The organism is Leclercia sp. Marseille-Q4284, from assembly GCF_916618945.1.
Taxonomy (GTDB): domain Bacteria; phylum Pseudomonadota; class Gammaproteobacteria; order Enterobacterales; family Enterobacteriaceae; genus Enterobacter; species Enterobacter tamurae.
The window spans coordinates 1400651-1425754 of the sequence record NZ_CAKAKG010000002.1; the positions used below are offsets into that span (position 1 = coordinate 1400651).

Below are 25104 nucleotides of genomic sequence, written 5' to 3' on the forward strand. Positions count from 1 at the left end.
GAGGGGCTGGGGGTGAGGGCACCAGACCGCACTGTTCACCGTAAGAGAGAGGCCAGGGGTGAGGGCACCAGACCGCACTTTCCTCACCCCGGAAAAACCCGCGGCAAATCACAATTAGGGGTCGACCTTTACCCCTGACTTCTCTATAATCTTGCGACCCCACGTTACAAGAAGGTTTTTTTCCCAAAACTTTCTCTGCGCCGGCATAGGCTATTCGAAGGGGTAGGTTTGCTGGACAATGTCGTGTGAACCTCAACTACTAAACGTTTGGGTGTTCACCAACGTGTAACTTATTTATTTGGGTAAGCTTTTAATGAAAACTTTTACAGCTAAACCAGAAACCGTAAAACGCGACTGGTATGTTGTTGACGCGACCGGTAAAACTCTGGGCCGTCTGGCTACCGAACTGGCTCGTCGCCTGCGCGGTAAGCACAAAGCGGAATACACTCCGCACGTAGATACTGGTGATTACATCATCGTTCTGAACGCTGACAAAGTTGCTGTAACCGGCAACAAGCGTACTGACAAAGTGTACTATCACCACACCGGCCACATCGGCGGTATTAAACAAGCGACCTTTGAAGAGATGATTGCCCGCCGTCCTGAGCGTGTGATTGAAATCGCGGTTAAAGGCATGCTGCCAAAAGGCCCGCTGGGTCGTGCTATGTACCGTAAACTGAAAGTTTACGCAGGTAACGAGCACAACCACGCGGCACAGCAACCGCAAGTTCTTGACATCTAATCGGGATTATAGGCAATGGCTGAAAATCAATACTACGGCACTGGTCGCCGCAAAAGCTCCGCCGCTCGCGTGTTCATCAAACCGGGCAGTGGTAAAATCGTAATCAACCAACGTTCTCTGGAACAGTACTTCGGTCGTGAAACTGCCCGCATGGTAGTTCGTCAGCCGCTGGAACTGGTCGACATGGTTGAGAAACTGGATCTGTACATCACTGTTAAAGGTGGTGGTATCTCTGGTCAGGCTGGTGCGATCCGTCACGGTATCACCCGCGCTCTGATGGAGTACGACGAGTCCCTGCGTGGCGAACTGCGTAAAGCAGGCTTCGTTACTCGTGATGCTCGTCAGGTTGAACGTAAGAAAGTCGGTCTGCGTAAAGCACGTCGTCGTCCACAGTTCTCCAAACGTTAATTGGTTTCTGCTTCGGCAGACAACAATTGGCGAAAAACCCGCTTCGGCGGGTTTTTTTATGGGTAACGCCCGGGTTATCCACAATCAGACGTCCTTTCTGCCCTCTTTTTCCGCATTTCCAGAATCGCCTCACCACAAAGGCCGCAAAATCTGGTAAACTATCATCCACTTTTCTGTCCAGATAACGGTGAATGCTCGATTTTTGTTCTCTTTTTGAACAAGAGGAGAAATTCTCAGGGATGGACAACAAAACATCTGGCTAGCCTGTATGGCTGGTAGCAGTAAAAATTCTGAATATACCTGGAGGTTTTCATGGCTGTCGCTGCCAACAAACGTTCGGTAATGACGCTGTTTTCTGGTCCTACTGACATTTATAGCCATCAGGTTCGTATCGTGCTGGCCGAGAAGGGTGTCAGTTTTGAGATCGAGCATGTGGAAAAGGATAACCCGCCTCAGGATCTTATCGATCTCAATCCAAGCCAGAGCGTACCAACGCTGGTGGATCGTGAGCTGACCCTGTGGGAATCCCGTATCATTATGGAATACCTGGATGAGCGTTTCCCTCATCCGCCACTGATGCCGGTCTACCCGGTTGCACGTGGTGAAAGCCGCCTGTACATGCAGCGTATCGAGAAAGACTGGTATACGCTGATGAACGTTATTGTGAAGGGTTCTTCTTCAGAAGCCGATGCTGCACGTAAACAGCTGCGTGAAGAGCTGCTGGCGATTGCACCGGTATTCGGTCAGCGTCCGTTCTTCCTGAGTGACGAATTCAGCCTGGTCGATTGCTACCTGGCTCCGCTGCTGTGGCGTCTGCCGATTCTGGGCGTCGAGTTTAGCGGCCCGGGTGCGAAAGAGCTGAAAGGCTATATGACGCGTGTCTTCGAACGCGACTCTTTCCTGGCTTCACTGACAGAAGCTGAACGTGAAATGCGTCTCGGCCGGGGTTAATGATTGTGGAAATGTCACAGCTGTCTCCACGCCGTCCGTATCTGCTGCGCGCCTTCTATGAATGGCTGCTGGATAACCAGCTCACGCCGCACCTGGTTGTGGATGTGACGTTGCCGGGCGTGCAGGTTCCTATGGAATATGCACGTGACGGTCAAATCGTATTGAACATTGCCCCGCGAGCCGTCGGTGGTCTGGAGCTGGCGAACGATGAAGTTCGCTTCAATGCCCGCTTCGGTGGTGTGCCGCGCCAGGTCTCTGTGCCGCTGGCTGCCGTACTGGCCATCTATGCCCGTGAAAACGGCGCAGGCACCATGTTCGAGCCGGAAGCGGCATACGATGAAGAGGGTGCCACGCTCAACGATGAAAACGGCGGAACCGAAAGCGAAACGGTCATGTCGATCATCGACGGGGATAAACCGGATCACGATGATGATCCTGATGATACACCACCTCCGCGTGGCGGCCGTCCGGCACTGCGCGTTGTGAAATAAAAAAAGGGCCTCAGGCCCTTTTTTTGTAATCTAAAAACATGCTTTCTACGGCCCGGCAGGAGTGTATCCCGCCGGGCCGAATTGTTTAGACTTCGAGGAAGTTCATGATGCCGTCTGCCGCTTTACGGCCTTCGGCAATGGCGGTCACTACCAGGTCAGAACCACGAACGATATCACCACCGGCGAAGATTTTCGGGTTGCTGGTCTGGAAGGCGTTTTCGCTGCCTTCCGGGGCGATGATGCGGCCCTGAGAGTCCAGCTCGACGCTGTGCTTCGCCAGCCACTCCATGCTGTGAGGACGGAAACCAAACGCCATCACTACCGCATCGACCGGGATCACATACTCGGAACCGGCAACAATTTCCGCACGACGACGGCCTTTGGCATCCGGGGCGCCCATTTCGGTACGCGCCATCTTCACGCCGCTGACCTTGCCGTTGGCATTAACTTCAATACCCAGAGGCTGGATGTTGAACTGGAACTCGACGCCCTCTTCACGCGCGTTTTTCACTTCGCGTTTTGAGCCCGGCATGTTCTCTTCGTCACGACGATAGGCGCAGATCACGTGCGTCGCATTCTGACGAATGGAGGTGCGCACGCAGTCCATCGCGGTATCACCGCCCCCAAGCACGACCACGCGTTTGCCTTCCATGCTGACGTAGGGCTCAGCGGCGGTTTCGCCGTAACCCATCATCTGCTTGGTGTTGGCAATCAGGAACGGCAGGGCATCGAATACGCCGTTGGCATCTTCGTTTTCCAGTCCGCCACGCATCGACTGATAGGTGCCGACGCCCAGGAATACGGCGTCGTAATCTTTCAGCAGATCGTCGAGCTGCACGTCACGGCCCACTTCGGTATTGAGTTTGAACTCAATACCCATGCCGGTGAAGATGTCACGGCGACGGGTCATCACCTCTTTTTCCAGCTTGAAGGCCGGGATACCGAAGGTCAGCAGACCGCCGATCTCCGGATGACGGTCAAACACCACCGCTTTCACGCCGTTACGGGTCAGGACGTCGGCACAGGCCAGGCCTGCCGGACCTGCGCCGATGATCGCCACACGTTTGTCAGTCTGACGCACGCCGGTCATATCCGGGCGCCAGCCCATCTCGAACGCTTTATCGTTGATATAGCGTTCGATGTTGCCGATGGTCACCGCACCGAACTCGTCGTTCAAGGTGCAGGAGCCTTCACACAGACGGTCCTGCGGACACACGCGGCCGCACACTTCCGGCAGGGTGTTGGTCTGGTGAGACAGTTCGGCGGCCTCGAAAATACGCCCTTCGTTGGCCAGCTTCAGCCAGTTCGGGATGTAGTTATGCACCGGGCATTTCCACTCGCAGTACGGGTTACCGCAGGACAGGCAGCGGTCTGCCTGTGCTTTGGCCTGGCCTTCGGAAAACGGCTCGTAAATTTCAACAAATTCAATTTTACGGATCTTCAGCGGCTTCTTCGGCGGATCCACACGCTGCAGGTCGATAAACTGGTAAACATTCTGGCTCATCTGAATTCCTTACTGCGCCTGCACACGCAGCTCTGCTGCGCTACGACTACGGTGACCCAACAGGGCTTTAACATCGCTGGACTTCGGTTTAACTAGCGCGAATTTCGCAGAGAACGCCGGCCAGTTCGCCAGGATCTCTTCGCCGCGCACGGAACCGGTATGATGCACGTGCTCGGTGATCAAGCCACGCAGATGCTCCTCATGGATCGCCAGGGATTCAACGTCAAGGATTTCCACCAGCTCCGGGTTCACGCGTTTGCGGAAGTCACCGCTTTCGTCCAGGACGTAGGCGAAACCACCGGTCATACCTGCCCCAAAGTTGACGCCGGTTTTGCCCAGCACGCAGACAATCCCGCCGGTCATGTATTCACAACCGTTATCGCCGATACCTTCCACCACGGTGATGGCACCGGAGTTACGCACCGCGAAACGCTCACCTGCACGCCCTGCGGCAAACAGACGACCCCCGGTGGCACCGTACAGACAGGTGTTACCGATGATGCTGGCATCGCAGCTGCGGAAAGCAGAACCGACCGGAGGACGCACCGCCAGCAGACCGCCTGCCATGCCTTTACCGACGTAGTCGTTGGCATCGCCAGTCAGGTACAGCTCAACGCCACCGGCGTTCCACACGCCGAAGCTCTGGCCCGCGGTGCCGCTGAAGTGAGCGGTAATCGGATCGGCAGCCAGGCCCTGGTCGCCGTGGGTCTGCGCAATGTAGCCCGAGAGCGTTGCGCCGACTGAACGGTCGGTGTTGCGAATATCAAACCAGAAGGTTTTGCTCTGCTTCTCATCCACAAACGGCTTCGCCTGTTGCAACAGCTGGGCGTTCAGCACGCCATTGTCGAACGGCGGGTTGTTCTCGGTGCAGTACACCGCTTTGCCCGGATGCGGTTCAGCCGTTTCCAGCAGACGGGACAGCTTCAGGTTCTGCTGCTTAGCCGTGAATCCGTCCAGCTCTTTCAGCAGATCGGTACGGCCAATCAGATCCACCAGACGCGTCACGCCCAGCTGCGCCATCAGCTCGCGGGTTTCGCGGGCGATGAAGTCAAAGTAGTTGGTCACTTTGAACGGCAGGCCGTGATAGTGGTTCTTACGCAGCTTCTCGTCCTGGGTTGCAACGCCGGTTGCGCAGTTGTTCAGGTGACAAATCCGCAGGTATTTACAGCCCAGCGCCACCATCGGGCCGGTACCGAAGCCAAAGCTCTCTGCACCGAGGATGGCCGCTTTGATGATGTCGAGGCCAGTTTTCAGACCGCCATCCACCTGCAGACGGATCTTGTGACGCAGACCGTTCGCCACCAGCGCCTGCTGGGTTTCCACCAGGCCCAGCTCCCACGGACAGCCGGCATATTTCACGGAGGAGAGCGGGCTCGCCCCGGTGCCGCCGTCGTAACCGGCGATGGTGATCAGATCCGCATAGGCTTTTGCCACGCCGGTGGCGATAGTGCCCACGCCCGGCTCGGAAACCAGTTTCACGGAGATCATCGCTTTCGGGTTGACCTGTTTCAGGTCGAAAATCAGCTGCGCCAGATCCTCGATAGAGTAGATATCGTGGTGCGGCGGCGGGGAGATCAGCGTCACGCCCGGTACCGAGTAGCGCAGTTTGGCGATATACGGGGTCACTTTGTCACCCGGTAACTGTCCGCCTTCGCCCGGTTTCGCACCCTGGGCAACTTTAATCTGGATTACGTCGGCGTTGACCAGGTACGCTGGGGTCACACCGAAGCGGCCGGAAGCGACCTGCTTGATGCGCGACACTTTATTGGTGCCGTAGCGCGCCGGATCTTCACCGCCTTCACCGGAGTTGGAGTTCCCGCCGATGCTGTTCATCGCTTCTGCCAGCGCCTCGTGGGCTTCCGGGCTCAGCGCGCCGATAGACATCGCGGCGGTATCAAAGCGTTTGAACAGTTCCGTGGCCGGTTCAACGTCGTTAATGCTCACAGCGGTATCGCCCGGGTTCACCGCCAGCAGATCGCGCAGCGTGGCCGCAGGACGGTTGTTCACCAGCTCGGCATACTGCTGATAATCGCTGTACTCGCCGCTCTGGACGGCCTGTTGCAGGGTACGCACCACGTCCGGGTTATAGGCGTGGTATTCACCGCCGTGGACATACTTCAGCTGTCCGCCCTGATCCAGTGGCTTACGAGCCAGCCAGGCGCGTTTGGAGAGGTTCAGCAGATCCTGCTGGAAGTCGCTAAAGCCCGCTCCGCCGATACGGCTGATCACGCCCTGGAAGCAGAGGTCGGCCACGTCGTCATGCAGACCGACAGCTTCGAACAGCTTGGAGCAGCGGTAAGAGGCGATGGTCGAGATGCCCATCTTGGACATGATCTTGTACAGGCCTTTGTTGATGCCGTTACGGTAGTTCAGCATCACGGTACGGTAATCTTTGTCGATGGCCTGACCGTCTACCAGCTTGGCCAGCGTTTCGTAGGCCAGGTACGGGTAGATTGCCGTCGCACCGAAGCCCAGCAGCACCGCGAAGTGGTGCGGGTCACGCGCGCTGGCGGTTTCCACAATGATGTTGGCATCGCAGCGCAGGCTCTTATCGACCAGACGGGTCTGGATAGCACCGACGGCCATTGGCGCCGGAACCGGCAGGCGGTTCTTCGCAATGTTACGGTCGGACAGCACCAGCAGAACGGTGCCGTTACGCACCATCTGTTCCGCTTTGTCACACAGCGCATTCACCGTCTCTTCGAGGGTCGCTTCGGTCACGTCGAAGGTGATATCGAGCGTGTCGGCGCGGTAGTGCTCCTCTTGCAGAGTGGTGAGCTGTTTGAAATCGGAGTAGAGCAGGATCGGCGATTTAAAGGTCAGACGGTGCGCCTGACCTTCGGCTTCGCAGAAGACGTTCATCTCACGACCGATGCTGGTGGCCAGCGACATCACGTGGGCTTCACGCAGCGGATCGATCGGCGGGTTAGTCACCTGCGCGAACTGCTGACGGAAGTAGTCGTAAATGATACGCGGCTGGCTGGAGAGCACGGCAAATGGGGTGTCATCACCCATGGAGCCGACCGCTTCCTGGCCGTTTTCGCCTAACACGCGGATAACCGAGTCCAGCTCTTCCGCGCTGTAGTTAAACTGTTTCTGGTAGCTGGCGAGGGTATCGTCATCCAGCTCGCGGCTGCCCACGTCCTGATCCGGCAGATCTTCAAACGGCACCAGACGGCGAACGTTTTTCTCCATCCACTCTTTGTACGGATGACGGCTTTTCAGATCGTTATCGGTTTCCGCGGAGTGCAGGATGCGGCCACCGCGGGTGTCGATCACCATCAGCTCGCCAGGCCCTACGCGGCCTTTCTCGACCACTTCGTCAGGCTGGTAATCCCAGATCCCCACTTCAGAGGCGCAGGTGATCAGCTTGTCTTTGGTGATGACGTAGCGCGCCGGGCGCAGGCCGTTACGGTCGAGGTTACAGGCGGCAAAGCGCCCGTCGGACATCACGATACCGGCCGGACCATCCCACGGCTCCATGTGCATGGAGTTGAAGTCGAAGAAGGAACGCAGCTCAGGATCCATATCCGGGTTGTTCTGCCAGGCTGGCGGAACCAGCAGGCGCATGGCGCGGACGATATCCATCCCGCCGGCCAGCAGCAGTTCCAGCATGTTATCCATGGAGCTGGAGTCAGAGCCGGTTTCGTTGACGAACGGCGCTGCATCGTGCAGATCCGGGATCAACGGGGTCTGGAATTTATAGGTACGGGCGCGTGCCCACTGGCGGTTACCAGTGATGGTGTTGATCTCGCCATTGTGCGCCAGATAGCGGAACGGCTGAGCCAGTGGCCAGCGTGGAACGGTGTTGGTGGAGAAGCGCTGGTGGAACAGGCAAATGGCCGATTCCAGACGCAGGTCCGCCAGGTCCAGGTAGAAGCGCGGCAGGTCAGCCGGCATACACAGACCTTTATAGATGTTCACCAGGTTCGAGAGGCTACAGACGTAGAACTCTTTGTCTTCCTGGAGACGTTTTTCAATGCGGCGACGGGCGATAAACAGGCGGCGTTCCATATCACGTGGACGCCAGCCCGCAGGCGCGTTGACAAAGATTTGCTCGATACGAGGCAGCGAGGAGAGGGCGATTTCACCGAGTACCCCTTCGTTGGTGGGCACTTCGCGCCAGCCGACAATAGACAGGGTTTCGCGTTGAAGTTCTTCTTCGACGATGCGGCGCGATACGGCGGCTTTTTCCGCGTCCTGATTCAGGAACAGCATGCCGACAGCGTAGTTTTTGGCTAAACGCCAGCCGCGCTCTTCCGCTACGATGCGAAAGAAACGATCCGGTTTTTGCAGCAGCAGACCGCAACCGTCGCCGGTTTTACCATCCGCAAGGATAGCGCCACGGTGCTGCATACGGGCCAGTGCGTGTATAGCGGTACGCACTACCTTGTGGCTAGGTTCGCCTTCTATGTGGGCGATCAGGCCGAAACCACAGTTATCCTTCTCAAGGGATTTATCGTACAACATATCAGTGAACCTCCCCAGGCTCTTCGGGACTTCTCTCCGGACCGTGGCGCACAGGCACAGCAAGAGCGCGGCGACGGGGTTTGCGTTTCATACGCGTACCTCGCATTCGCCCTCTTAATATCCTTTTCGCACAGGTCAAACAAGTTTGAGGACTTGCTTCAGAGGGAATCTCAACTACTGCATAAATATGATGAGCAGGCTGCTCATCCAGAAAGCTTCCAGCGGATTTCCAACTTATCGGGAATCCGTACACAGGTCAAATGGCAATCTTATTTATACAAAAATGTGCTAAAGGAAGGTTATCAATCTGATTTTATTAGGTATTTAACGGGATTCACATCCCGGTAACCTTGCTGTGGGCTTTAGGGGAGCGTGATCTGACTCACTATATGAAAGCGGTATTAGAGCGGTAGCATGCTAAATAGTGCGATTTAAGCAGGATTTAATACTGCTTATTGGTAGTGGCCCGCATGATGTCACTGTTTTTCAGCGCAGGCGATATAAATGAAAAAATCCTGTTGAACATAAGGAAAAGTAATTAGAAAGGCGATGAATGAAATTGCAATTATCCTGGGTATTTATGCAAAGGATAAAAGCACGCCGGGACGATTGATCCAGGTCATCGCCGTCGGAGGTGAAAAATGGCAGGCTTGTCCCCTTTCAATGGGGCGGTCTATCAGATTATGCAGTTACAGAAATTAGTCAATATGTTTGGTGGGGATCTTTCACGCCGCTACGGGCAGAAGGTCCATAAGCTGTCGCTCCACGGGGGATTTAGCTGCCCGAACCGCGACGGCACTATCGGGCGTGGCGGCTGTACCTTCTGTAATGTGGCCTCGTTTGCCGACGAAGCGCAGCAGCATCAGTCTATCGCGGCACAGCTCGCCCACCAGGCAACGCGGGTTAACCGGGCAAATCAGTATCTGGCCTATTTTCAGGCCTATACCAGCACATGGGCGGAAGTGCAGGTGCTGCGCTCCATGTATCAGCAGGCGGTGAGCCAGGCCAATATCGTCGGGCTCTGCGTCGGGACACGGCCTGACTGCGTGCCGGAGGCGGTGCTGGATCTGCTCAGCGAATACAAAGAGCAGGGGTATGAGATCTGGCTGGAGCTGGGATTGCAGACCGCCCACGATAAAACCCTGCACCGTATCAACCGCGGTCATGATTTTGCCTGCTATCAACGCACCACCCGGCTGGCACGCGAGCGTGGGCTGAAGGTCTGTACCCATCTGATTGTCGGCCTGCCGGGAGAAGAACAGCATCACGGCCTGGAAACGCTGCACCGCGTGGTAGAGACCGGTGTCGACGGCATCAAGCTGCACCCGCTGCATATCGTGACGGGCAGCATTATGGCTAAAGCCTGGGAAGCCGGGCGACTGAATGGCATTGAGCTGGACGACTACGTGGCGACGGCCGGAGAGATGATCCGCCACACGCCGCCGGAGGTGGTGTATCACCGCATCTCCGCCAGTGCCCGCCGTCCAACGCTGCTGGCACCGCTGTGGTGCGAGAACCGCTGGACGGGGATGGTGGAGCTGGATCGCTACCTGAACGAGCAGGGGGTTCAGGGCTCGGCGCTGGGCACGCCGTGGATGCCTGCGTTACCGTCGGCGTCCGCCTAATAAGCTACCCAGCACACCGCGTACAATCTGATTCGTCACCTGACGCGCCGCGCTTTTCGCCATGGTTTGCACCACCCCGTCGCGTTTACCGCCGCGCGGGCCGGTGCTGCCAAACAGGATGTCTTTCAACCCGCCGAGGATCCCATCATCGACCTCAACCGACTGGCCCTTCGCGGCGGGGGCCTCCTGCTGGGCCGGGCTGGCCTGTACCCCTTTTTGCAGCATCTCGTACGCCGATTCTCTATCGACGTCGTCTTCGTATTTCCCATAGACCGGGGAGTGGTTAATCAGCCCGTTACGCTCATCGTCACCGATCGGCCCCATCCGGGAATTGGGGGCGATTACCATTGCGCGCTCTACCACTGATGGGCTGCCTTTGGCATCAAGAAAAGAGATCAGCGCCTCGCCGGTCCCCAGCGCCTGAATGGCCGCTTCGGTATCAAAGGCCGGGTTGGCGCGCATGGTCTGCGCTGCGGCTTTCACCGCCTTCTGATCTTTTGGCGTAAAGGCGCGCAGGGCATGCTGGACACGGTTGCCCAACTGGCCCAGCACGTTATCGGGAATATCGGCGGGGTTCTGCGAAACAAACCAGACACCCACGCCTTTAGAGCGGATCAGGCGGATCACCTGTTCGATCTTATCCAGCAGCACCTGCGGGGCATCGCTGAACAGCAGATGGGCTTCGTCAAAGAAGAAGACCAGCTTCGGTTTTTCCAGGTCGCCCGCCTCCGGCAGTTGCTCAAAGAGATCGGAGAGCATCCACAGCAGGCTGGCGGCGTAGAGCTTTGGCATCTGGTAGAGCTTTTCCGCACTCAGAATATTGATGATGCCTTTGCCGTTGCTGTCGGTGCGCATCCAGTCTTTGATATCCAGCATAGGTTCGCCAAAGAAGTGTTCAGCACCCTGTTGCTCCAGCGTCAGCAATCCACGCTGGATAGCCCCCACGGAGGCGTTGCTGATATTGCCATACTGATTCTGGAAAGATTTGGCGTTATCCCCGATGTACTGCGTAATGGCCCGCAGATCTTTGAAATCGAGCAGCAGCAGCCCCTGATCGTCGGCAATGCGGAAGATGATGTTCAGCACGCCAGTCTGTACCTCGTTGAGGTCGAGCAGGCGCGCCAGCAGCAGCGGGCCGAGATCGGACACAGTGGCGCGCACCGGGTGCCCTTTCTCCCCGAAAATATCCCAGACCACCACCGGATTACCCTGTGGTTGCCAGTCGGTAACGCCGATGTTGTTCAGCCGTTCAAGGAGCTTTTCCGAGCCGACCCCTTCCCGGGCAACGCCGCTGAGATCGCCTTTAACATCGGCCATAAAAACCGGCACGCCAATACTCGAAAATGACTCGGCCAGCTTTTGCAGCGTCACGGTTTTACCCGTGCCGGTGGCACCGGTAATCAGGCCATGTCGGTTAGCCATTGCGGGCAGGAGAAATTGTTCGTTATCCCGCGTCCGGGCAATCAGCAGGGGTGTACTCATGGTCGGCTTCCTCGTTCAGTCCTGCGTGGAGTATAGGCAACCTGACGGCAAAAAGAGCGGGTCAATTTCTGACTTTGCGGCGCGATATCCAGCACGGACTATGCTTTTGCATACGATTCACAACATATTGGAAAGCTATGTCCAGATTCTTCTTTAATGACCGCAAACAGCTGGTTAATGACGCCATTGAAGGTATGCTCATCTCCGCCCCGCACGGCAATCTCGTCAAACTGGATAGCGATCCGGCGATCCGTGTGGTGGTGCGCGCCGACTGGGATAAAAGCCGCGTGGCGGTGATTTCCGGCGGCGGATCCGGTCATGAACCGGCGCATGCGGGGTTTGTGGGTAAAGGGATGCTGACCGCTGCCGTCTGCGGCGATCTGTTTGCTTCCCCGAGCGTAGAGGCGGTGCTTAATGCCATCGTGGCGGTGACCGGCGAGCAGGGCTGTCTGCTGATCGTCAAAAACTACACCGGGGATCGTCTCAACTTTGGCCTCGCAGCAGAAAAAGCCAAGCGCTTCGGGCTCAAAGTGGAGATGGTGATTGTGGCCGATGATATCGCTCTCCCGGATAACAAACAGCCGCGGGGCATTGCCGGAACCGCGCTGGTGCATAAAATTGCCGGGCATGCTGCCGAACAGGGGAAATCGCTGAGGGACGTGCGGGATATGGCCCTTCAGGCCTGCGATAATCTCTGGAGTCTGGGCGTGGCGATGCAGACCTGCAATCTGCCGGGCAGCGACGATGACGATGAAGCGGGGCGCATCAGAAAAGGTCACGTCGAGTTGGGTCTGGGGATCCACGGTGAGCCCGGGGCGTCGGTGGTCGAGACGCAAAACAGTAGGGCGATTATCGAGACGCTGGTGAAACCCTTGCTGGCGCAGGCAGGTGTTGGGCGGCTGGCGGTGCTGATCAATAACCTCGGCGGCGTCTCGGCGCTGGAGATGGCGCTGCTGACCAAAGAGCTGGCGCATTCGGCGCTGAAAGATCAGATCGCGTATTTGATTGGTCCGGCACCGCTGGTGAGTTCGCTGGACATGAAGGGCTTTTCCTTGTCCCTGCTGAAGCTGAACCCGGACTTTGAGGAGGCGCTCAACGCGCCGGTAGAGACGCTGGGCTGGCAAAAGTCGGTGGCCTTTGCGCCGCTGCGTTCGCAGGCACACACCCCGCTGCATGACAGCGAGGAATTTACCCCGTCAACGAATGCGAACGTCGCGCAGTACCTCGCCGCGGCCACGGGTTGCTTAATCGCCCTGGAAAATCGCCTTAACGCCCTGGATGCAAAAGTGGGGGATGGCGATACAGGGTCGACCTTTGCGCAAGGTGCACGGGACATTGCGCAATGGCTGGAGGAGGAGCGCCTGCCGCTGAACGATCTGCCGCAGCTGCTGCTGGTGGTGGGCGAGCGGCTGGCGACGGTGATGGGGGGATCGAGCGGGGTGTTGATGTCGATCTTCTTTACCGCCGCCGGGCAGGCACTGCGGAGCGGGAAAGCCTTGCCCGCTGCCTTGCTGACCGGGCTTGCGCAAATGAAACAGTATGGCGGGGCCGATCGCGGGGATCGCACCTTGATCGACGCGCTCCAGCCCGCGCTGGAAGCGTTTCAGACAGGGGATATTCAGGCTGCCGCCAGGGCTGCACAAGAGGGGGCGGATGCCACGGCGAGTATGAGCAAAGCCGGAGCGGGGCGCTCATCCTATGTGAATAAAGAGAATCTTGACGGGGTAGCCGATCCTGGGGCGGTGGCAGTGGCTGAGGTATTTGCGGCCCTGGTGCGGTAGTGGGAAATTGCCGGGTGGCGAGGTAAATGCAAAACGGTAACAACCGTTACCGTTTTTAATGTTTGCTCCCTCTCCCGGTGGGAGAGGGACGGGGTGAGGGCATCAGACCGCCCCGCCACCGGGCAACAACAGCTTAAAAGTCTGCTTTCAGCACCACGCGGTAACGAGCTTTGCCGTCACGGACGTGCTGGATAGCGTCGTTGATTTTCGACATCGGGTACATCTCGATGGTCGGCGCAACTTTGGTGCGGCCGGCAAATTTCATCAGCTTACGCAGCTCATAAGGTGTGCCCGTTGCAGAACCCGACACGCTGCGATCGCCGCCAATCAGCGTGAACGCCGGAACAGGCAGTGGCTTCAGGACCGCACCCACGGTATGGAAATTACCGCCGTAGGCCAGCGCTTCAAAGTACGGCTGCCAGTCGAGATCGACGTTAACGGTGTTGATGATCAGATCAAACTGACCGGCCAGGGCTTTCAACAGCTCAGGGTCGCGGCTGTTCACCACCTTGTCAGCACCCATTGCCAGCACTTCCTGCTCTTTCGCCGGGTTGGAGCTGAACGCCGTTACTTCACAGCCCATCGCGTGCAGAAGCTTGATGGCAATATGGCCCAGGCCACCAATACCGATTACCCCCACGCGGCTGGTGGCGGTGATGTGGTGCATCAGCAGTGGTTTAAAGACCGTGATCCCGCCGCACAGCAGCGGACCGGCAGATTCGATATCCATCTGCTCAGGAAGAGGAATGACCCACTGCCAGTCGGCGCGCAGTTTGTCAGCGAAACCGCCGTTATTCAGAATGGTAGGGGTGGCGCCTTCCAGACAGTTAATCTGGTTACCGCTGATACAGGCGTCGCAGTGACCACAGCTGCGTGCAGTCCAGCCGATGCCCACGCGTTGGCCAATCTTCAGCCCTTTTTCCTGCGCGGCACTGCCCAGGGCCACCACGCGGCCAATCACTTCGTGCCCGGCAATCAGCGGGTATTGCGAAAAGCCCCATTCGTTATCGATCATCGACAGATCGGAATGGCAGATCCCGCAGTAATCAACCTGGACTTCAACGTCTTCTGCTTTCAGCTCGCCCGCATCGTATTCGTACAGCTCAAGTTCTGCACCCGCCTGCGGTGCGGCGTAGCTTTTTATCTTCGACATGATATTACCCCCTGATGGTGTGGAACTGAGAGTGTAGAGCATTCAGTTTACAGCCGCTTAACAGAAGGGGGCAGGAAAGGAATTATAACATTTTCAACATTCGCACTTCGCAATCAACATGGCCGGTACATCCCAGCGGCTGGTCGATATGCTCAAAGCCGAGATGTTCGTACAGTCTGATGGCGTCGGTCAGAAAGGCGGTGGTTTCAAGATAGCAGCGTTTAAAACCCTGCGCGCGGGCATGATCCAGTGCCTGTAACGCCAGTTTTTTCGCTAAGCCTTGTCCACGGACGACGGGCAGGAAATACATTTTTTGCAGTTCGCAGATGTCCGGCTCGCTGCAGGAAAGCGGCGCAACGCCACCGCCACCCACAACCTGGCCATTCTGCTCCACCACCCAATAGGCATGCCCCGGCTGGCTGTACACCGCGTACAGTTCATCGAGATTGGGATCCGCAACGGTATAACCTTTATCGGCCGTCAGGCCGTATTCGGCAGATACCCGGCGGATAACGCCGGCGATTGCCGGGTTATCCGTGGCGGTGATACGGCGCAGATGCGCCGTTACAGAGGCATTTACATGCATAGCTTCACTCATCACAGCGCGCTAATGACAGCCTGTTGCTCGATCAGTTTCGCTTTAGCATCGGCGAAACCAACCAGACGCTCACGCTCTTTAGCGATAACCGCTTCCGGTGCGCGGGCGACAAAGCCTTCGTTAGACAGTTTGCTTTCGATCTTACCGATTTCAACTTCAACTTTAGCCACTTCTTTTGCCAGACGCGCCAGCTCAGCCTCTTTGTCAACCAGGCCAGCCATCGGGATCAGCAGTTCGGCACCGTCGATGATTTTGGTCACGGAGACCGGACCTTTATCATCTGCCGGCAGCACGGTGATGCTCTCCAGACGTGCCATGGTCTGCAGGAAGGTGCTGTTCTCCGTCACGCGACGAACCGCAGCCTCGCTGCAACCACGCAGCAGCAGTGCCAGTGGTTTACCCGGGGAGATGTTCATCTCTGCACGGATGTTACGCACGGCAACGATCGCCTGCTTCAGCCACTCGGTATCGGCAGCGGCAGCTTCATCAACCTGCGCAGCATCGAAGGCCGGGAACGGCTGCAGCATGATGGTATCGGCATTGATACCGGCAATCACCTTCACGCGCTGCCAGATGGTTTCGGTAATGAACGGGATGATCGGGTGCGCCAGGCGCAGCAGACCTTCCAGAACGGTAATCAGGGTGTTGCGCGTGCCGCGCAGCTCCGCTTCAGATCCGCCGTTCATCACCGGCTTGGTCAGCTCCAGGTACCAGTCACAGAACTGGTTCCAGGTGAACTCGTACAGGATGCCTGCCGCGATATCGAAGCGGTAGCTGTCCAGCGCCTCACGGAACGCTTTGGTGGTCTGGTTGAATTCCGCCAGGATCCAGCGGTCAGCCAGCGACAGAGTCATTTCGCCGCCGTTAAAGCCGCAATCCTGATCTTCGGTGTTCATCAGCACAAAGCGGCTGGCGTTCCACAGCTTGTTACAGAAGTTGCGGTAACCTTCCAGACGTTTCATGTCCCAGTTGATGTCGCGACCGGTTGAGGCCAGCGCCGCCAGGGTGAAACGCAGGGCGTCGGTGCCGTGTGGCTCGATGCCGTCCGGGAACTGCTTCTCGGTGCGCTTGCGGATCTTCTCAGCCAGCTGCGGCTGCATCATGTTGCCGGTACGTTTCTCCAGCAGATCTTCCAGCGAGATACCGTCAACCATGTCCAGCGGGTCGATAACGTTACCCTTGGACTTGGACATCTTCTGGCCTTCGTCGTCACGGATCAGACCGGTCATGTAGACGGTATGGAACGGAACCTGCGGCTTGCCATCTTCATCTTTGATGAAGTGCATGGTCATCATGATCATGCGGGCGATCCAGAAGAAGATAATGTCGAAGCCGGAGACCATCACGCTGGTTGGGTGGAACTGACGCAGCGCATCGGTATTCTCTGGCCAGCCGAGGGTGGAGAAGGTCCACAGCGCGGAAGAGAACCAGGTATCCAGCACATCTTCGTCCTGACGCAGGGCGACGTCAGCGCTCAGCTTGTTTTCCTGACGCACTTCGTCTTCGGTGCGGCCAACGTAGACATTGCCTTCGTTGTCGTACCACGCCGGAATACGGTGACCCCACCACAGCTGACGGGAGATACACCAATCCTGGATATCGCGCATCCAGGAGAAGTACATGTTTTCGTACTGTTTTGGCACGAACTGGATGCTGCCGTTTTCAACCGCTTCAACAGCCGGTTTTGCCAGCACGTCGGCACGCACGTACCACTGGTCGGTCAGCATCGGTTCGATCACCACGCCGCCACGGTCGCCGTAAGGAACGGTCAGGTCGTGCGGTTTGATCTCTTCCAGCAGGCCCAGGGCGTCAACAGCGGCAACTACCGCTTTACGCGCGGCAAAACGCTCCAGATTCTGGAACTCAGCCGGGATATCGCTGGAATAGACGTCAGATTCTTCGCCTTTGGTGTCATACACTTCCGCGCTTTCGCGGATGTCGCCATCAAAGGTCAGGATGTTGATCATCGGCAGGGCGTGACGACGACCCACTTCATAGTCGTTAAAGTCATGTGCCGGGGTGATCTTCACGCAGCCGGTGCCTTTTTCCATGTCGGCGTGTTCATCGCCCACAATCGGAATACGGCGGTTGACCAGCGGTAGCACCACGAATTTACCGATCAGATCTTTGTAACGCGGATCTTCCGGGTTAACGGCCACACCGGTATCGCCCAGCAGGGTTTCCGGACGGGTGGTGGCCACCACCAGGTAATCTTTACCGTCTGCGGTTTTCGCGCCGTCGGCCAGCGGATAGCGGATATGCCACATGGAGCCTTTAGACTCGCGGTTTTCCACTTCCAGGTCAGAGATGGCGGTGCGCAGTTTTGGATCCCAGTTTACCAGGCGCTTGCCACGGTAGATCAGGTCTTCTTTATACAGACGGACGAACACTTCTTTAACGGCGTTGGACAGGCCTTCGTCCATGGTGAAGCGCTCGCGCTCCCAGTCCACGGAGTTGCCGAGACGGCGCATCTGACGGGTAATGGTGCCGCCGGATTCCGCTTTCCACTGCCAGATTTTGTCGATAAAGGCGTCGCGACCGTAGTCGTGGCGGGTTTTACCTTCTTCAGCGGCAATTTTACGTTCGACCACCATCTGGGTAGCAATACCCGCATGGTCGGTACCCGCCTGCCACAGGGTGTTTTTGCCCTGCATGCGCTGGTAACGGATCATGGTATCCATGATGGTCTGCTGGAAGGCATGCCCCATATGCAAACTGCCGGTGACGTTCGGCGGCGGGATCATGATGCAGAAGGACTCTTTGCTTTCGTCGCCGTTAGGCTTGAAATAGCCCTGCTGTTCCCAGTGCTCGTAAAGCGGCTGTTCGATATCGCGTGGGTTGTATGTCTTTTCCATTATTTCCAGGTTGCCGTATTCAGGTTAAAACCAGCCAGGCGGTACGCTTTATAGCGTTCGCGCGCCAGTTGTTTCAAAGAATCTTCGTGAGGGACAAAGTCTACCACTTCTGTGAAAGCGGTGGCAAAATCTGCAAAGCCGGTACGCAGGCTGATTAAAATATCCCGCGGGCTGCTGTTGCGTTTTTGCGGCCAGGCGATCTCCACCGGTGCGCCACCGCGTGGTCCTTCCCCCGCGAGATTATGCGGAACAAAACTTTCCGGCGGTCGCGCCCACAGGGCTTCATCCAGACGGATGGCCTGCTGCTCATCTTCACAGGCAATCAGCACGCGTTTTCCACCGCGCCAACGTTCTGCGGCAATCTCACACACCAGCTGTTCGACGGCGCTGAGGCCATCCTGTTGTGTGTCATTGTCCAGAAGATAGAACGTCGCGTTTTTCATATATGGGGCTTCTTGTGGTGAGTTTAAACGTATTGCCCGGTGGCGCTGCGCTTACCGGGCCTACGGTTTGTTGCCGTTGTAGGCCGGGTAAGGCGAAGCCGCCACCCGGCGTTTAACATTACTCTTCGCCGTTAAACCCGGCGCGGTTCAGCAGGAACTGCGACAGCAGGGCAACCGGGCGGCCGGTGGCGCCTTTGGCTTTACCGGAACGCCATGCGGTACCGGCGATGTCCAGGTGGGCCCAGTTATATTTACGGGTAAAGCGCGCCAGGAAGCAGGCTGCGGTAATGGCACCGCCAGGACGCCCACCGATGTTGGCCATATCCGCAAAGTTAGACTCCAGCTGCTCCTGGTACTCATCGGCCATCGGCAGACGCCAGGCGCGGTCGCCCGCCTGTTCGGAAGCACCGATCAGCTCATGGGCCAGCGGGTTGTGGTTCGACATCAGGCCGGTGATGTGGTGACCCAGCGCAATTACGCAGGCACCGGTCAGGGTTGCCACGTCGATCACCGCTTCAGGCTCGAAGCGTTCTACGTAAGTCAGCACGTCGCACAGCACCAGACGGCCTTCGGCGTCAGTGTTCAACACTTCAACGGTCTGGCCGGACATGGTGGTGAGCACGTCGCCCGGACGATAGGCGCGGCCGCCCGGCATGTTTTCACAGCCTGCCAGCACGCCGATCACGTTGATAGGCAACTGGAGTTCCGCCACCATACGCATCACACCGTAGACCGCCGCCGCACCGCACATGTCGTACTTCATCTCATCCATGCCTTCGGCCGGTTTGATGGAGATACCGCCGGAGTCGAAGGTCAGGCCTTTACCGACCAGCACAATCGGACGCACGTCTTCAGATGGGTTGCCCTTGTACTCGATGACCGACATCAGGGATTCATTTTGTGAACCGTTGCCGACAGCCAGGTAGGAGTGCATCCCCAGCTCTTTCATCTGCTGCTCGCCAATCACGCGGGTGACGACATTTTTGCTGTAGGAGTCAGCCAGCTGGCGCGCCTGGGAGGCAAGATAACCGGCGTTACAGATGTTTGGCGGCATGTTGCCCAGATCTTTCGCGGCTTTGATACCAGCAGCGATCGCCAGACCATGCTGAATGGCGCGCTCGCCGCTGGTCAGCTCACGACGAGTCGGAACGTTAAAGACCATTTTACGCAGCGGACGACGAGGTTCGCTTTTAGTGGTTTTCAGCTGATCGAAGCTGTAGAGGGTTTCTTTTGCGGTCTCAACCGCCTGGCGCACTTTCCAGTAGGTGTTGCGGCCTTTGACGTGCAGTTCGGTCAGGAAGCACACGGCCTCCATTGAGCCAGTATCATTCAGTGTATTAATCGTTTTCTGAATAACCTGTTTGTACTGGCGCTCATCCAGCTCGCGCTCTTTGCCACAGCCAATCAGCAGGATGCGCTCGGACAGTACGTTCGGCACATGATGCAGCAGCAGCGTCTGACCCGGTTTGCCTTCCAGCTCGCCACGGCGCAGCAGGGCGCTGATGTAGCCGTCGCTGATTTTATCGAGTTGTTCTGCGATCGGAGAGAGTCTGCGGGGTTCAAACACGCCGACGACGATGCAGGCACTCCGCTGTTTCTCCGGGCTACCGCTTTTTACACTGAACTCCATGAACTACGCTCCTGAATCTTAAAGACAACAGCGGCAGCTACGGATAGAATTGAAACCTTTCGTAACTCATGCCCGCTGTTGCGGTGACTTCGTGTTAATCTTACGTTATTACGGTTTCGACACGTCATAGTAACTACTGAAGCGCGAATCCGCCGGGTGTTCTAATCTTAGCGATGATTTCGACGACTCAAGAGAATAAATGACGTTTAAGCCATGAAACAAGCGATTTTCCTGCAAAGAGACGGGTTTTTACGGGCGTATTTAATGTGATAATCATAAGATATCTGGTGCGGGAGACGCTCAAAAGCCAGCTGGCGATACTCTTCATCCTGCTTCTGATCTTTTTCTGTCAGAAACTGGTGAGGATCCTCGGCGCGGCTGTCGACGGTGAAATTCCCACAAATCTGGTGCTTTCTCTGCTCGGGTTAGGTGTGCCTGAAATGGCGCAGCTTATCCTGCCATTAAGCCTTTTCCTCGGACTGCTGATGACGCTCGGTAAACTCTATACCGAAAGTGAAATCACCGTCATGCACGCATGTGGTCTGAGCAAAGCGGTACTGATTAAAGCTGCGATGGTCCTGGCGCTGTTTACCGGCATCGTGGCCGCGGTGAACGTGATGTGGGCCGGGCCTGTCTCCTCGCGACATCAGGACGAAGTGCTGGCTGAAGCGAAAGCGAACCCCGGCATGGCCGCACTGGCGCAGGGGCAGTTCCAGCAGGCAACCGACGGTAACTCCGTGCTGTTTATTGAAAGCGTGGATGGCAGCCGCTTTAACGACGTCTTCCTCGCGCAAATCCGTACCAAAGGTAATGCCCGTCCGTCCGTGGTAGTGGCCGATTCCGGTCAGCTCGCCCAGGATAAAAACGGTTCGCAGATCGTGACCCTGAACCAGGGTACTCGCTTTGAAGGCACGGCGATGCTGCGTGATTTCCGCATTACCGACTTCCAGAACTATCAGGCGATTATTGGTCATCAGACGGTGGCGCTGGATCCTACCGATACTGAGCAGATGAGCATGCGTACGCTTATCAACACCGATACCAATCGCGCCCGCGCGGAGCTGCACTGGCGACTGACTCTGGTATTCACCGTCTTTATGATGGCATTGATGGTGGTGCCGCTCAGCGTGGTCAACCCACGTCAGGGCCGCGTGCTCTCCATGCTGCCCGCGATGCTGCTTTATCTGGTGTTCTTCCTGCTGCAGACCTCGATCAAATCGAATGGCGGTAAAGGAAAAATCGACCCGGTTATCTGGACCTGGGTGATTAACGGACTCTATCTGCTGTTGGCGGTCATCCTCAACCTGTGGGATACCGTGCCGATGCGCCGTGTACGAGCCCGGTTTACGCGTAAAGGAGCGGTGTAATGCAGGCGTTTGGCGTTCTTGACCGCTATATCGGTAAAACCATTTTTACCACCATCATGATGACGTTATTCATGCTGGTGTCGCTCTCCGGCATCATCAAGTTTGTCGACCAACTGAAAAAGGCCGGGCAGGGGAGCTATGATGCGTTGGGGGCGGGTATGTATACCCTGCTCAGTATTCCGAAAGACGTGCAGATCTTCTTCCCGATGGCGGCGCTGTTAGGCGCTCTGCTGGGGCTGGGGATGCTGGCGCAGCGCAGTGAGCTGGTGGTGATGCAGGCGTCGGGCTTTACCCGTATGCAGGTTGCGCTGTCGGTGATGAAAACCGCGATCCCGCTGGTATTCCTGACCATGGCGATGGGTGAGTGGGTTGCGCCGCAGGGCGAGCAGATGGCGCGTAACTATCGCGCGCAGATGATGTATGGCGGCTCGCTGCTCTCGACCCAGCAGGGGCTGTGGGCGAAAGACGGGAATAACTTTGTCTATATCGAACGCGTTACCGGCGAGAACACGCTCGGCGGCGTGAGCATCTACAGCTTTAACGATCAGCGTCGTCTGCAGGCAGTGCGTTATGCGACCTCTGCGACCTTCGATACGGAGAAAAAGGTCTGGCGTTTGTCCCAAGTGGATGAGTCAAACCTGCAGGATCCAAAACAGATCACCGGTTCGCAGACGGTCACTGGCACCTGGAAAACCAACCTGACCCCCGACAAGCTCGGCGTGGTGGCGCTGGATCCGGATGCGCTGTCCATCAGCGGCCTGCACAACTACGTGAAGTACCTGAAGTCGAGTGGCCAGGACGCCGGGCGTTACCAGCTCAACATGTGGAGCAAGATCTTCCAGCCGCTCTCCGTGGCGGTGATGATGCTGATGGCGCTGTCGTTTATCTTCGGCCCGCTGCGTAGCGTTCCGATGGGGGTACGTGTCGTGACCGGCATCAGCTTCGGTTTCGTCTTCTACGTCCTCGATCAGATTTTTGGTCCGCTGACCTTGGTTTACGGTATCCCGCCAGTTATTGGCGCGCTGCTGCCAAGCGCCTCCTTCTTCCTGATCAGCCTCTGGATGCTGTTGAAGCGCTCCTGACCCCTGATACCTCACCTCCTCCTTTGGGAGGTGAGGTGCATCCTCTGTTCTACCCCTCACTTTTTTGCACAACCTTCAACGTCTTGCCTGGAATTTGAGTATTATTGTGCGATGACGTCGTGAAGAGATCCCCTATGAAGCAAATTCGGTTACTGGCGCAATACTATGTCGATCTGATGATGAAGCTCGGCCTGGTACGCTTCTCCCTGCTGCTGGCGCTGGCGCTGGTGGTGCTGGCGATTGTGGTGCAGATGGCCATTACCATGGTGCTGCACGGCCAGGTTGAGAGCATTGACCTCATTCGGTCTATTTTCTTCGGCCTGCTGATCACCCCCTGGGCGGTCTATTTCCTCTCGGTAGTGGTTGAACAGCTGGAGGAATCCCGCCAGCGGTTGACCAGGGTAGTGGAAAAGCTGGAGGAGATGCGCGAACGCGATCTGAAGCTCAACGTGCAGCTGAAAGATAACATCGCTCAACTGAACCAGGAGATCTCAGATCGTGAGAAAGCCGAGGCCGAGCGCCAGACCACCCTGGAACAGCTGAAAATCGAAATGAAGGAGCGCGAGCAGACGCAGATCCAGCTTGAGCAGCAATCCTCATTCCTGCGCTCTTTCCTCGACGCCTCCCCGGATCTGGTCTTCTACCGCAATGAAGATAAAGAGTTCTCCGGCTGTAACCGGGCGATGGAGCTCCTGACCGGCAAAAGCGAAAAGCAGCTCGTCAGTCTGCGCCCCCAGGACGTCTACTCCCCCGAGGCGGCCGCCAAAGTTATCGAAACCGACGAGAAGGTATTCCGTCATAACGTCTCCCTGACCTACGAGCAGTGGCTCGACTACCCGGACGGGCGCAAAGCCTGCTTCGAAATCCGCAAAGTGCCATATTACGACCGCGTCGGGAAACGCCACGGGCTGATGGGCTTCGGGCGCGACATTACCGAGCGTAAGCGCTATCAGGATGCCCTCGAGCGCGCCAGCCGCGATAAAACCACCTTTATCTCCACCATCAGCCATGAGCTGCGTACCCCGCTTAACGGCATTGTGGGATTAAGCCGCATTCTGCTCGATACCGACCTGACGACCGAGCAGGAGAAATATCTGAAAACGATCCACGTTTCAGCGGTCACGCTCGGCAATATCTTCAACGATATTATCGATATGGATAAGATGGAGCGACGCAAAGTCCAGCTGGATAACCAGCCGGTGGACTTCACCGGTTTCCTGGCCGATCTGGAAAACCTCTCCGGCCTGCAGGCGCAGCAGAAAGGGCTACGCTTTGTGATGGAGCCAACGCTGCCGCTGCCGCACAAGGTGGTGACTGACGGCACGCGCCTGCGCCAGATCCTCTGGAACTTGATCAGCAATGCGGTCAAGTTTACCCAGAGCGGTCAGGTGGCGGTTCGCGTGCGTTACGGCGAAGGCGAGATGCTGCACTTCGAGGTGGAAGATTCCGGGATCGGAATTCCGCAGGAGGAGCAGGACAAGATCTTCGCCATGTATTATCAGGTTAAAGATAGCCAGGGAGGCAAGCCCGCTACCGGCACCGGCATTGGCCTGGCGGTATCGCGTCGCCTGGCGAAGAGCATGGGGGGCGACATTACGGTGAGCAGCAGCCCTGGACAGGGATCGGTGTTTAAACTGAGCGTTCGAGCCCCAGCCGTGGCGGAAGAGGTCGAAGATACCTTTGCCCATGACGATATGCCGCTGCCAGCTCTGCACGTGCTGCTGGTGGAAGATATTGAACTGAACGTAATAGTGGCGCGCTCGGTGCTGGAGAAACTCGGCAGCAGCGTGGATGTCGCCATGACCGGCAAGGCCGCACTGGAGATGTTCACCCCTGGGGAATACGATCTGGTGCTGCTGGATATTCAGCTCCCGGACATGACCGGGCTGGACATCTCCCGTGAACTGACCAGCCGTTACGCCAGCGATGAACTGCCGCCGCTGGTGGCGTTGACCGCTAACGTGCTGAAAGATAAAAAAGAGTACCTTGATGCCGGAATGGACGATGTACTGAGCAAACCGCTGGCGGTACCTGCCTTAACCGCCATGATTAAGAAGTACTGGGACACCAGTGACGAAGAGGAGAGCACCATGACGACGGTAGATACGGAAAAAGCGCAGTCTTTGCTGGATATCGAGATGCTGGAACAGTACATCGATCTGGTGGGTCCGAAGTTGATCACTGACGGTGTGGCCATGTTCGAAAAAATGATGCCAGGCTATCTGAACGTGCTGGAGTCCAACCTGACGGCGCGGGATCAAAAAGGCGTTGTTGAAGAGGGCCATAAGATCAAAGGAGCCGCCGGTTCTATTGGTTTGCGCCATCTGCAGCAGCTGGGTAAACAGATCCAGTCCCCGGATTTACCGGCGTGGGAAGATAACGTGGGTGAATGGGTTGAAGAGATGAAGCAGGAGTGGCAGAACGATGTGGCCGTCCTGAAAGCCTGGGTGGAGAGCAGAAAAAAATGACCCCGGCTAAACCGGGGTGCGCGAATACTGCGCCAACACCAGGGAAATCTTGGC

General features: G+C 57.1%; 17 protein-coding genes. 9 read left to right on the forward strand and 8 right to left on the reverse strand.

Features of this window, described 5'->3' with window-relative positions:
* The first annotated feature begins 313 nt into the window (after positions 1-313).
* From rplM to sspB, 4 genes are all read left to right on the forward strand, one after another.
* A complete protein-coding gene (gene rplM, locus LG383_RS21450) occupies positions 314-742 on the forward strand; it encodes a 50S ribosomal protein L13 (protein WP_024551131.1) in 429 nt (142 codons plus the stop codon).
* Positions 743-757: 15 nt separating this feature from the next.
* Positions 758-1150: a 30S ribosomal protein S9 gene (gene rpsI / locus LG383_RS21455; RefSeq protein WP_003025138.1), complete on the forward strand. Its 393-nt coding sequence runs from the start codon at positions 758-760 to the stop codon at positions 1148-1150.
* Between the two features lie 312 nt (positions 1151-1462).
* Entirely contained in the window at positions 1463-2101 is a 639-nt protein-coding gene (gene sspA / locus LG383_RS21460; protein WP_106994855.1) for a stringent starvation protein SspA, read from the forward strand.
* A 5-nt stretch (positions 2102-2106) separates the two neighbouring features.
* The gene (gene sspB / locus LG383_RS21465) at positions 2107-2592 is read left to right on the forward strand and encodes a ClpXP protease specificity-enhancing factor (RefSeq protein ID WP_106994896.1); all 486 of its coding nucleotides are present in this window, start codon (positions 2107-2109) and stop codon (positions 2590-2592) included.
* Positions 2593-2677: 85 nt separating this feature from the next.
* Here sspB and LG383_RS21470 read toward each other — a convergent pair whose 3' ends face one another.
* Positions 2678-4096 (reverse strand): glutamate synthase small subunit, encoded by a 1419-nt coding sequence (locus tag LG383_RS21470; RefSeq protein WP_225760105.1) that lies wholly within the window; start codon positions 4094-4096, stop codon positions 2678-2680.
* Positions 4097-4105: 9 nt separating this feature from the next.
* On the reverse strand, positions 4106-8566 hold the full coding sequence (gltB, locus tag LG383_RS21475; RefSeq protein ID WP_166184255.1) for a glutamate synthase large subunit: 4461 nt from the start codon (positions 8564-8566) through the stop codon (positions 4106-4108).
* 683 nt (positions 8567-9249) lie between these two features.
* On the opposite strand from gltB, the gene LG383_RS21480 reads away from it, so the two are divergent.
* Positions 9250-10191, forward strand: a complete 942-nt coding sequence (locus LG383_RS21480) for a TIGR01212 family radical SAM protein (RefSeq protein WP_225760169.1) — start codon at positions 9250-9252, stop codon at positions 10189-10191.
* On the opposite strand, the gene LG383_RS21485 is transcribed toward LG383_RS21480, so the two are convergent.
* Positions 10171-11673, reverse strand: coding sequence for a helicase HerA-like C-terminal domain-containing protein (locus tag LG383_RS21485; protein ID WP_106994851.1), 1503 nt, complete (start codon positions 11671-11673; stop codon positions 10171-10173). The genes LG383_RS21480 and LG383_RS21485 overlap by 21 nt on opposite strands.
* A gap of 137 nt (positions 11674-11810) precedes the next feature.
* On the opposite strand from LG383_RS21485, the gene LG383_RS21490 reads away from it, so the two are divergent.
* Positions 11811-13454 (forward strand): dihydroxyacetone kinase subunit DhaK, encoded by a 1644-nt coding sequence (locus LG383_RS21490; protein ID WP_225760106.1) that lies wholly within the window; start codon positions 11811-11813, stop codon positions 13452-13454.
* Positions 13455-13587: 133 nt separating this feature from the next.
* Here LG383_RS21490 and LG383_RS21495 read toward each other — a convergent pair whose 3' ends face one another.
* The 5 genes from LG383_RS21495 to pepA all read right to left on the reverse strand — a co-directional run bounded on the left by LG383_RS21495 (position 13588) and on the right by pepA (position 20133).
* Positions 13588-14607 (reverse strand): NAD(P)-dependent alcohol dehydrogenase, encoded by a 1020-nt coding sequence (locus tag LG383_RS21495; RefSeq protein WP_166184249.1) that lies wholly within the window; start codon positions 14605-14607, stop codon positions 13588-13590.
* A gap of 82 nt (positions 14608-14689) precedes the next feature.
* Positions 14690-15193: a GNAT family N-acetyltransferase gene (locus tag LG383_RS21500; RefSeq protein ID WP_225760107.1), complete on the reverse strand. Its 504-nt coding sequence runs from the start codon at positions 15191-15193 to the stop codon at positions 14690-14692.
* 11 nt (positions 15194-15204) lie between these two features.
* A complete protein-coding gene (locus LG383_RS21505) occupies positions 15205-18060 on the reverse strand; it encodes a valine--tRNA ligase (protein WP_225760108.1) in 2856 nt (951 codons plus the stop codon).
* Positions 18060-18503 carry a DNA polymerase III subunit chi gene (gene holC, locus LG383_RS21510; RefSeq protein WP_106994847.1) on the reverse strand — a complete coding sequence of 148 codons (444 nt, stop codon included), beginning with the start codon at positions 18501-18503 and terminating at the stop codon, positions 18060-18062. Before holC ends, LG383_RS21505 begins: the two co-directional genes overlap by 1 nt.
* Positions 18504-18621: 118 nt before the next feature.
* Complete coding sequence (gene pepA / locus LG383_RS21515) at positions 18622-20133, reverse strand: leucyl aminopeptidase (protein WP_106994846.1); 1512 nt, start codon at positions 20131-20133, stop codon at positions 18622-18624.
* Positions 20134-20399: 266 nt separating this feature from the next.
* Here pepA and lptF point away from each other — a divergent pair, with 266 nt between their 5' ends.
* The 3 genes from lptF to arcB all read left to right on the forward strand — a co-directional run bounded on the left by lptF (position 20400) and on the right by arcB (position 25050).
* Positions 20400-21500 carry an LPS export ABC transporter permease LptF gene (gene lptF / locus LG383_RS21520; RefSeq protein WP_106994845.1) on the forward strand — a complete coding sequence of 367 codons (1101 nt, stop codon included), beginning with the start codon at positions 20400-20402 and terminating at the stop codon, positions 21498-21500.
* Positions 21500-22582: an LPS export ABC transporter permease LptG gene (gene lptG, locus LG383_RS21525; protein WP_166184242.1), complete on the forward strand. Its 1083-nt coding sequence runs from the start codon at positions 21500-21502 to the stop codon at positions 22580-22582. The genes lptF and lptG overlap by 1 nt, the downstream gene beginning before the upstream one ends.
* 134 nt (positions 22583-22716) lie before the next feature.
* On the forward strand, positions 22717-25050 hold the full coding sequence (arcB, locus tag LG383_RS21530) for an aerobic respiration two-component sensor histidine kinase ArcB (RefSeq protein WP_225760109.1): 2334 nt from the start codon (positions 22717-22719) through the stop codon (positions 25048-25050).
* Positions 25051-25104 lie beyond the last annotated feature (54 nt).

What these genes read in the sequence shown, in the direction of transcription:
- LG383_RS21480 (WP_225760169.1), top strand. Translation starts at nt 9,250, where the DNA reads ATGCAGTTACAGAAATTAGTCAATATGTTTGGTGGGGATCTTTCACGC.
- LG383_RS21470 (WP_225760105.1), bottom strand. Translation starts at nt 4,096, where the DNA reads ATGAGCCAGAATGTTTACCAGTTTATCGACCTGCAGCGTGTGGATCCG.
- LG383_RS21505 (WP_225760108.1), bottom strand. Translation starts at nt 18,060, where the DNA reads ATGGAAAAGACATACAACCCACGCGATATCGAACAGCCGCTTTACGAG.
- rpsI (WP_003025138.1), top strand. Translation starts at nt 758, where the DNA reads ATGGCTGAAAATCAATACTACGGCACTGGTCGCCGCAAAAGCTCCGCC.
- pepA (WP_106994846.1), bottom strand. Translation starts at nt 20,133, where the DNA reads ATGGAGTTCAGTGTAAAAAGCGGTAGCCCGGAGAAACAGCGGAGTGCC.
- rplM (WP_024551131.1), top strand. Translation starts at nt 314, where the DNA reads ATGAAAACTTTTACAGCTAAACCAGAAACCGTAAAACGCGACTGGTAT.
- gltB (WP_166184255.1), bottom strand. Translation starts at nt 8,566, where the DNA reads ATGTTGTACGATAAATCCCTTGAGAAGGATAACTGTGGTTTCGGCCTG.
- LG383_RS21490 (WP_225760106.1), top strand. Translation starts at nt 11,811, where the DNA reads ATGTCCAGATTCTTCTTTAATGACCGCAAACAGCTGGTTAATGACGCC.
- lptG (WP_166184242.1), top strand. Translation starts at nt 21,500, where the DNA reads ATGCAGGCGTTTGGCGTTCTTGACCGCTATATCGGTAAAACCATTTTT.
- arcB (WP_225760109.1), top strand. Translation starts at nt 22,717, where the DNA reads ATGAAGCAAATTCGGTTACTGGCGCAATACTATGTCGATCTGATGATG.
- LG383_RS21495 (WP_166184249.1), bottom strand. Translation starts at nt 14,607, where the DNA reads ATGTCGAAGATAAAAAGCTACGCCGCACCGCAGGCGGGTGCAGAACTT.
- holC (WP_106994847.1), bottom strand. Translation starts at nt 18,503, where the DNA reads ATGAAAAACGCGACGTTCTATCTTCTGGACAATGACACACAACAGGAT.
- LG383_RS21485 (WP_106994851.1), bottom strand. Translation starts at nt 11,673, where the DNA reads ATGAGTACACCCCTGCTGATTGCCCGGACGCGGGATAACGAACAATTT.
- LG383_RS21500 (WP_225760107.1), bottom strand. Translation starts at nt 15,193, where the DNA reads ATGCATGTAAATGCCTCTGTAACGGCGCATCTGCGCCGTATCACCGCC.
- sspA (WP_106994855.1), top strand. Translation starts at nt 1,463, where the DNA reads ATGGCTGTCGCTGCCAACAAACGTTCGGTAATGACGCTGTTTTCTGGT.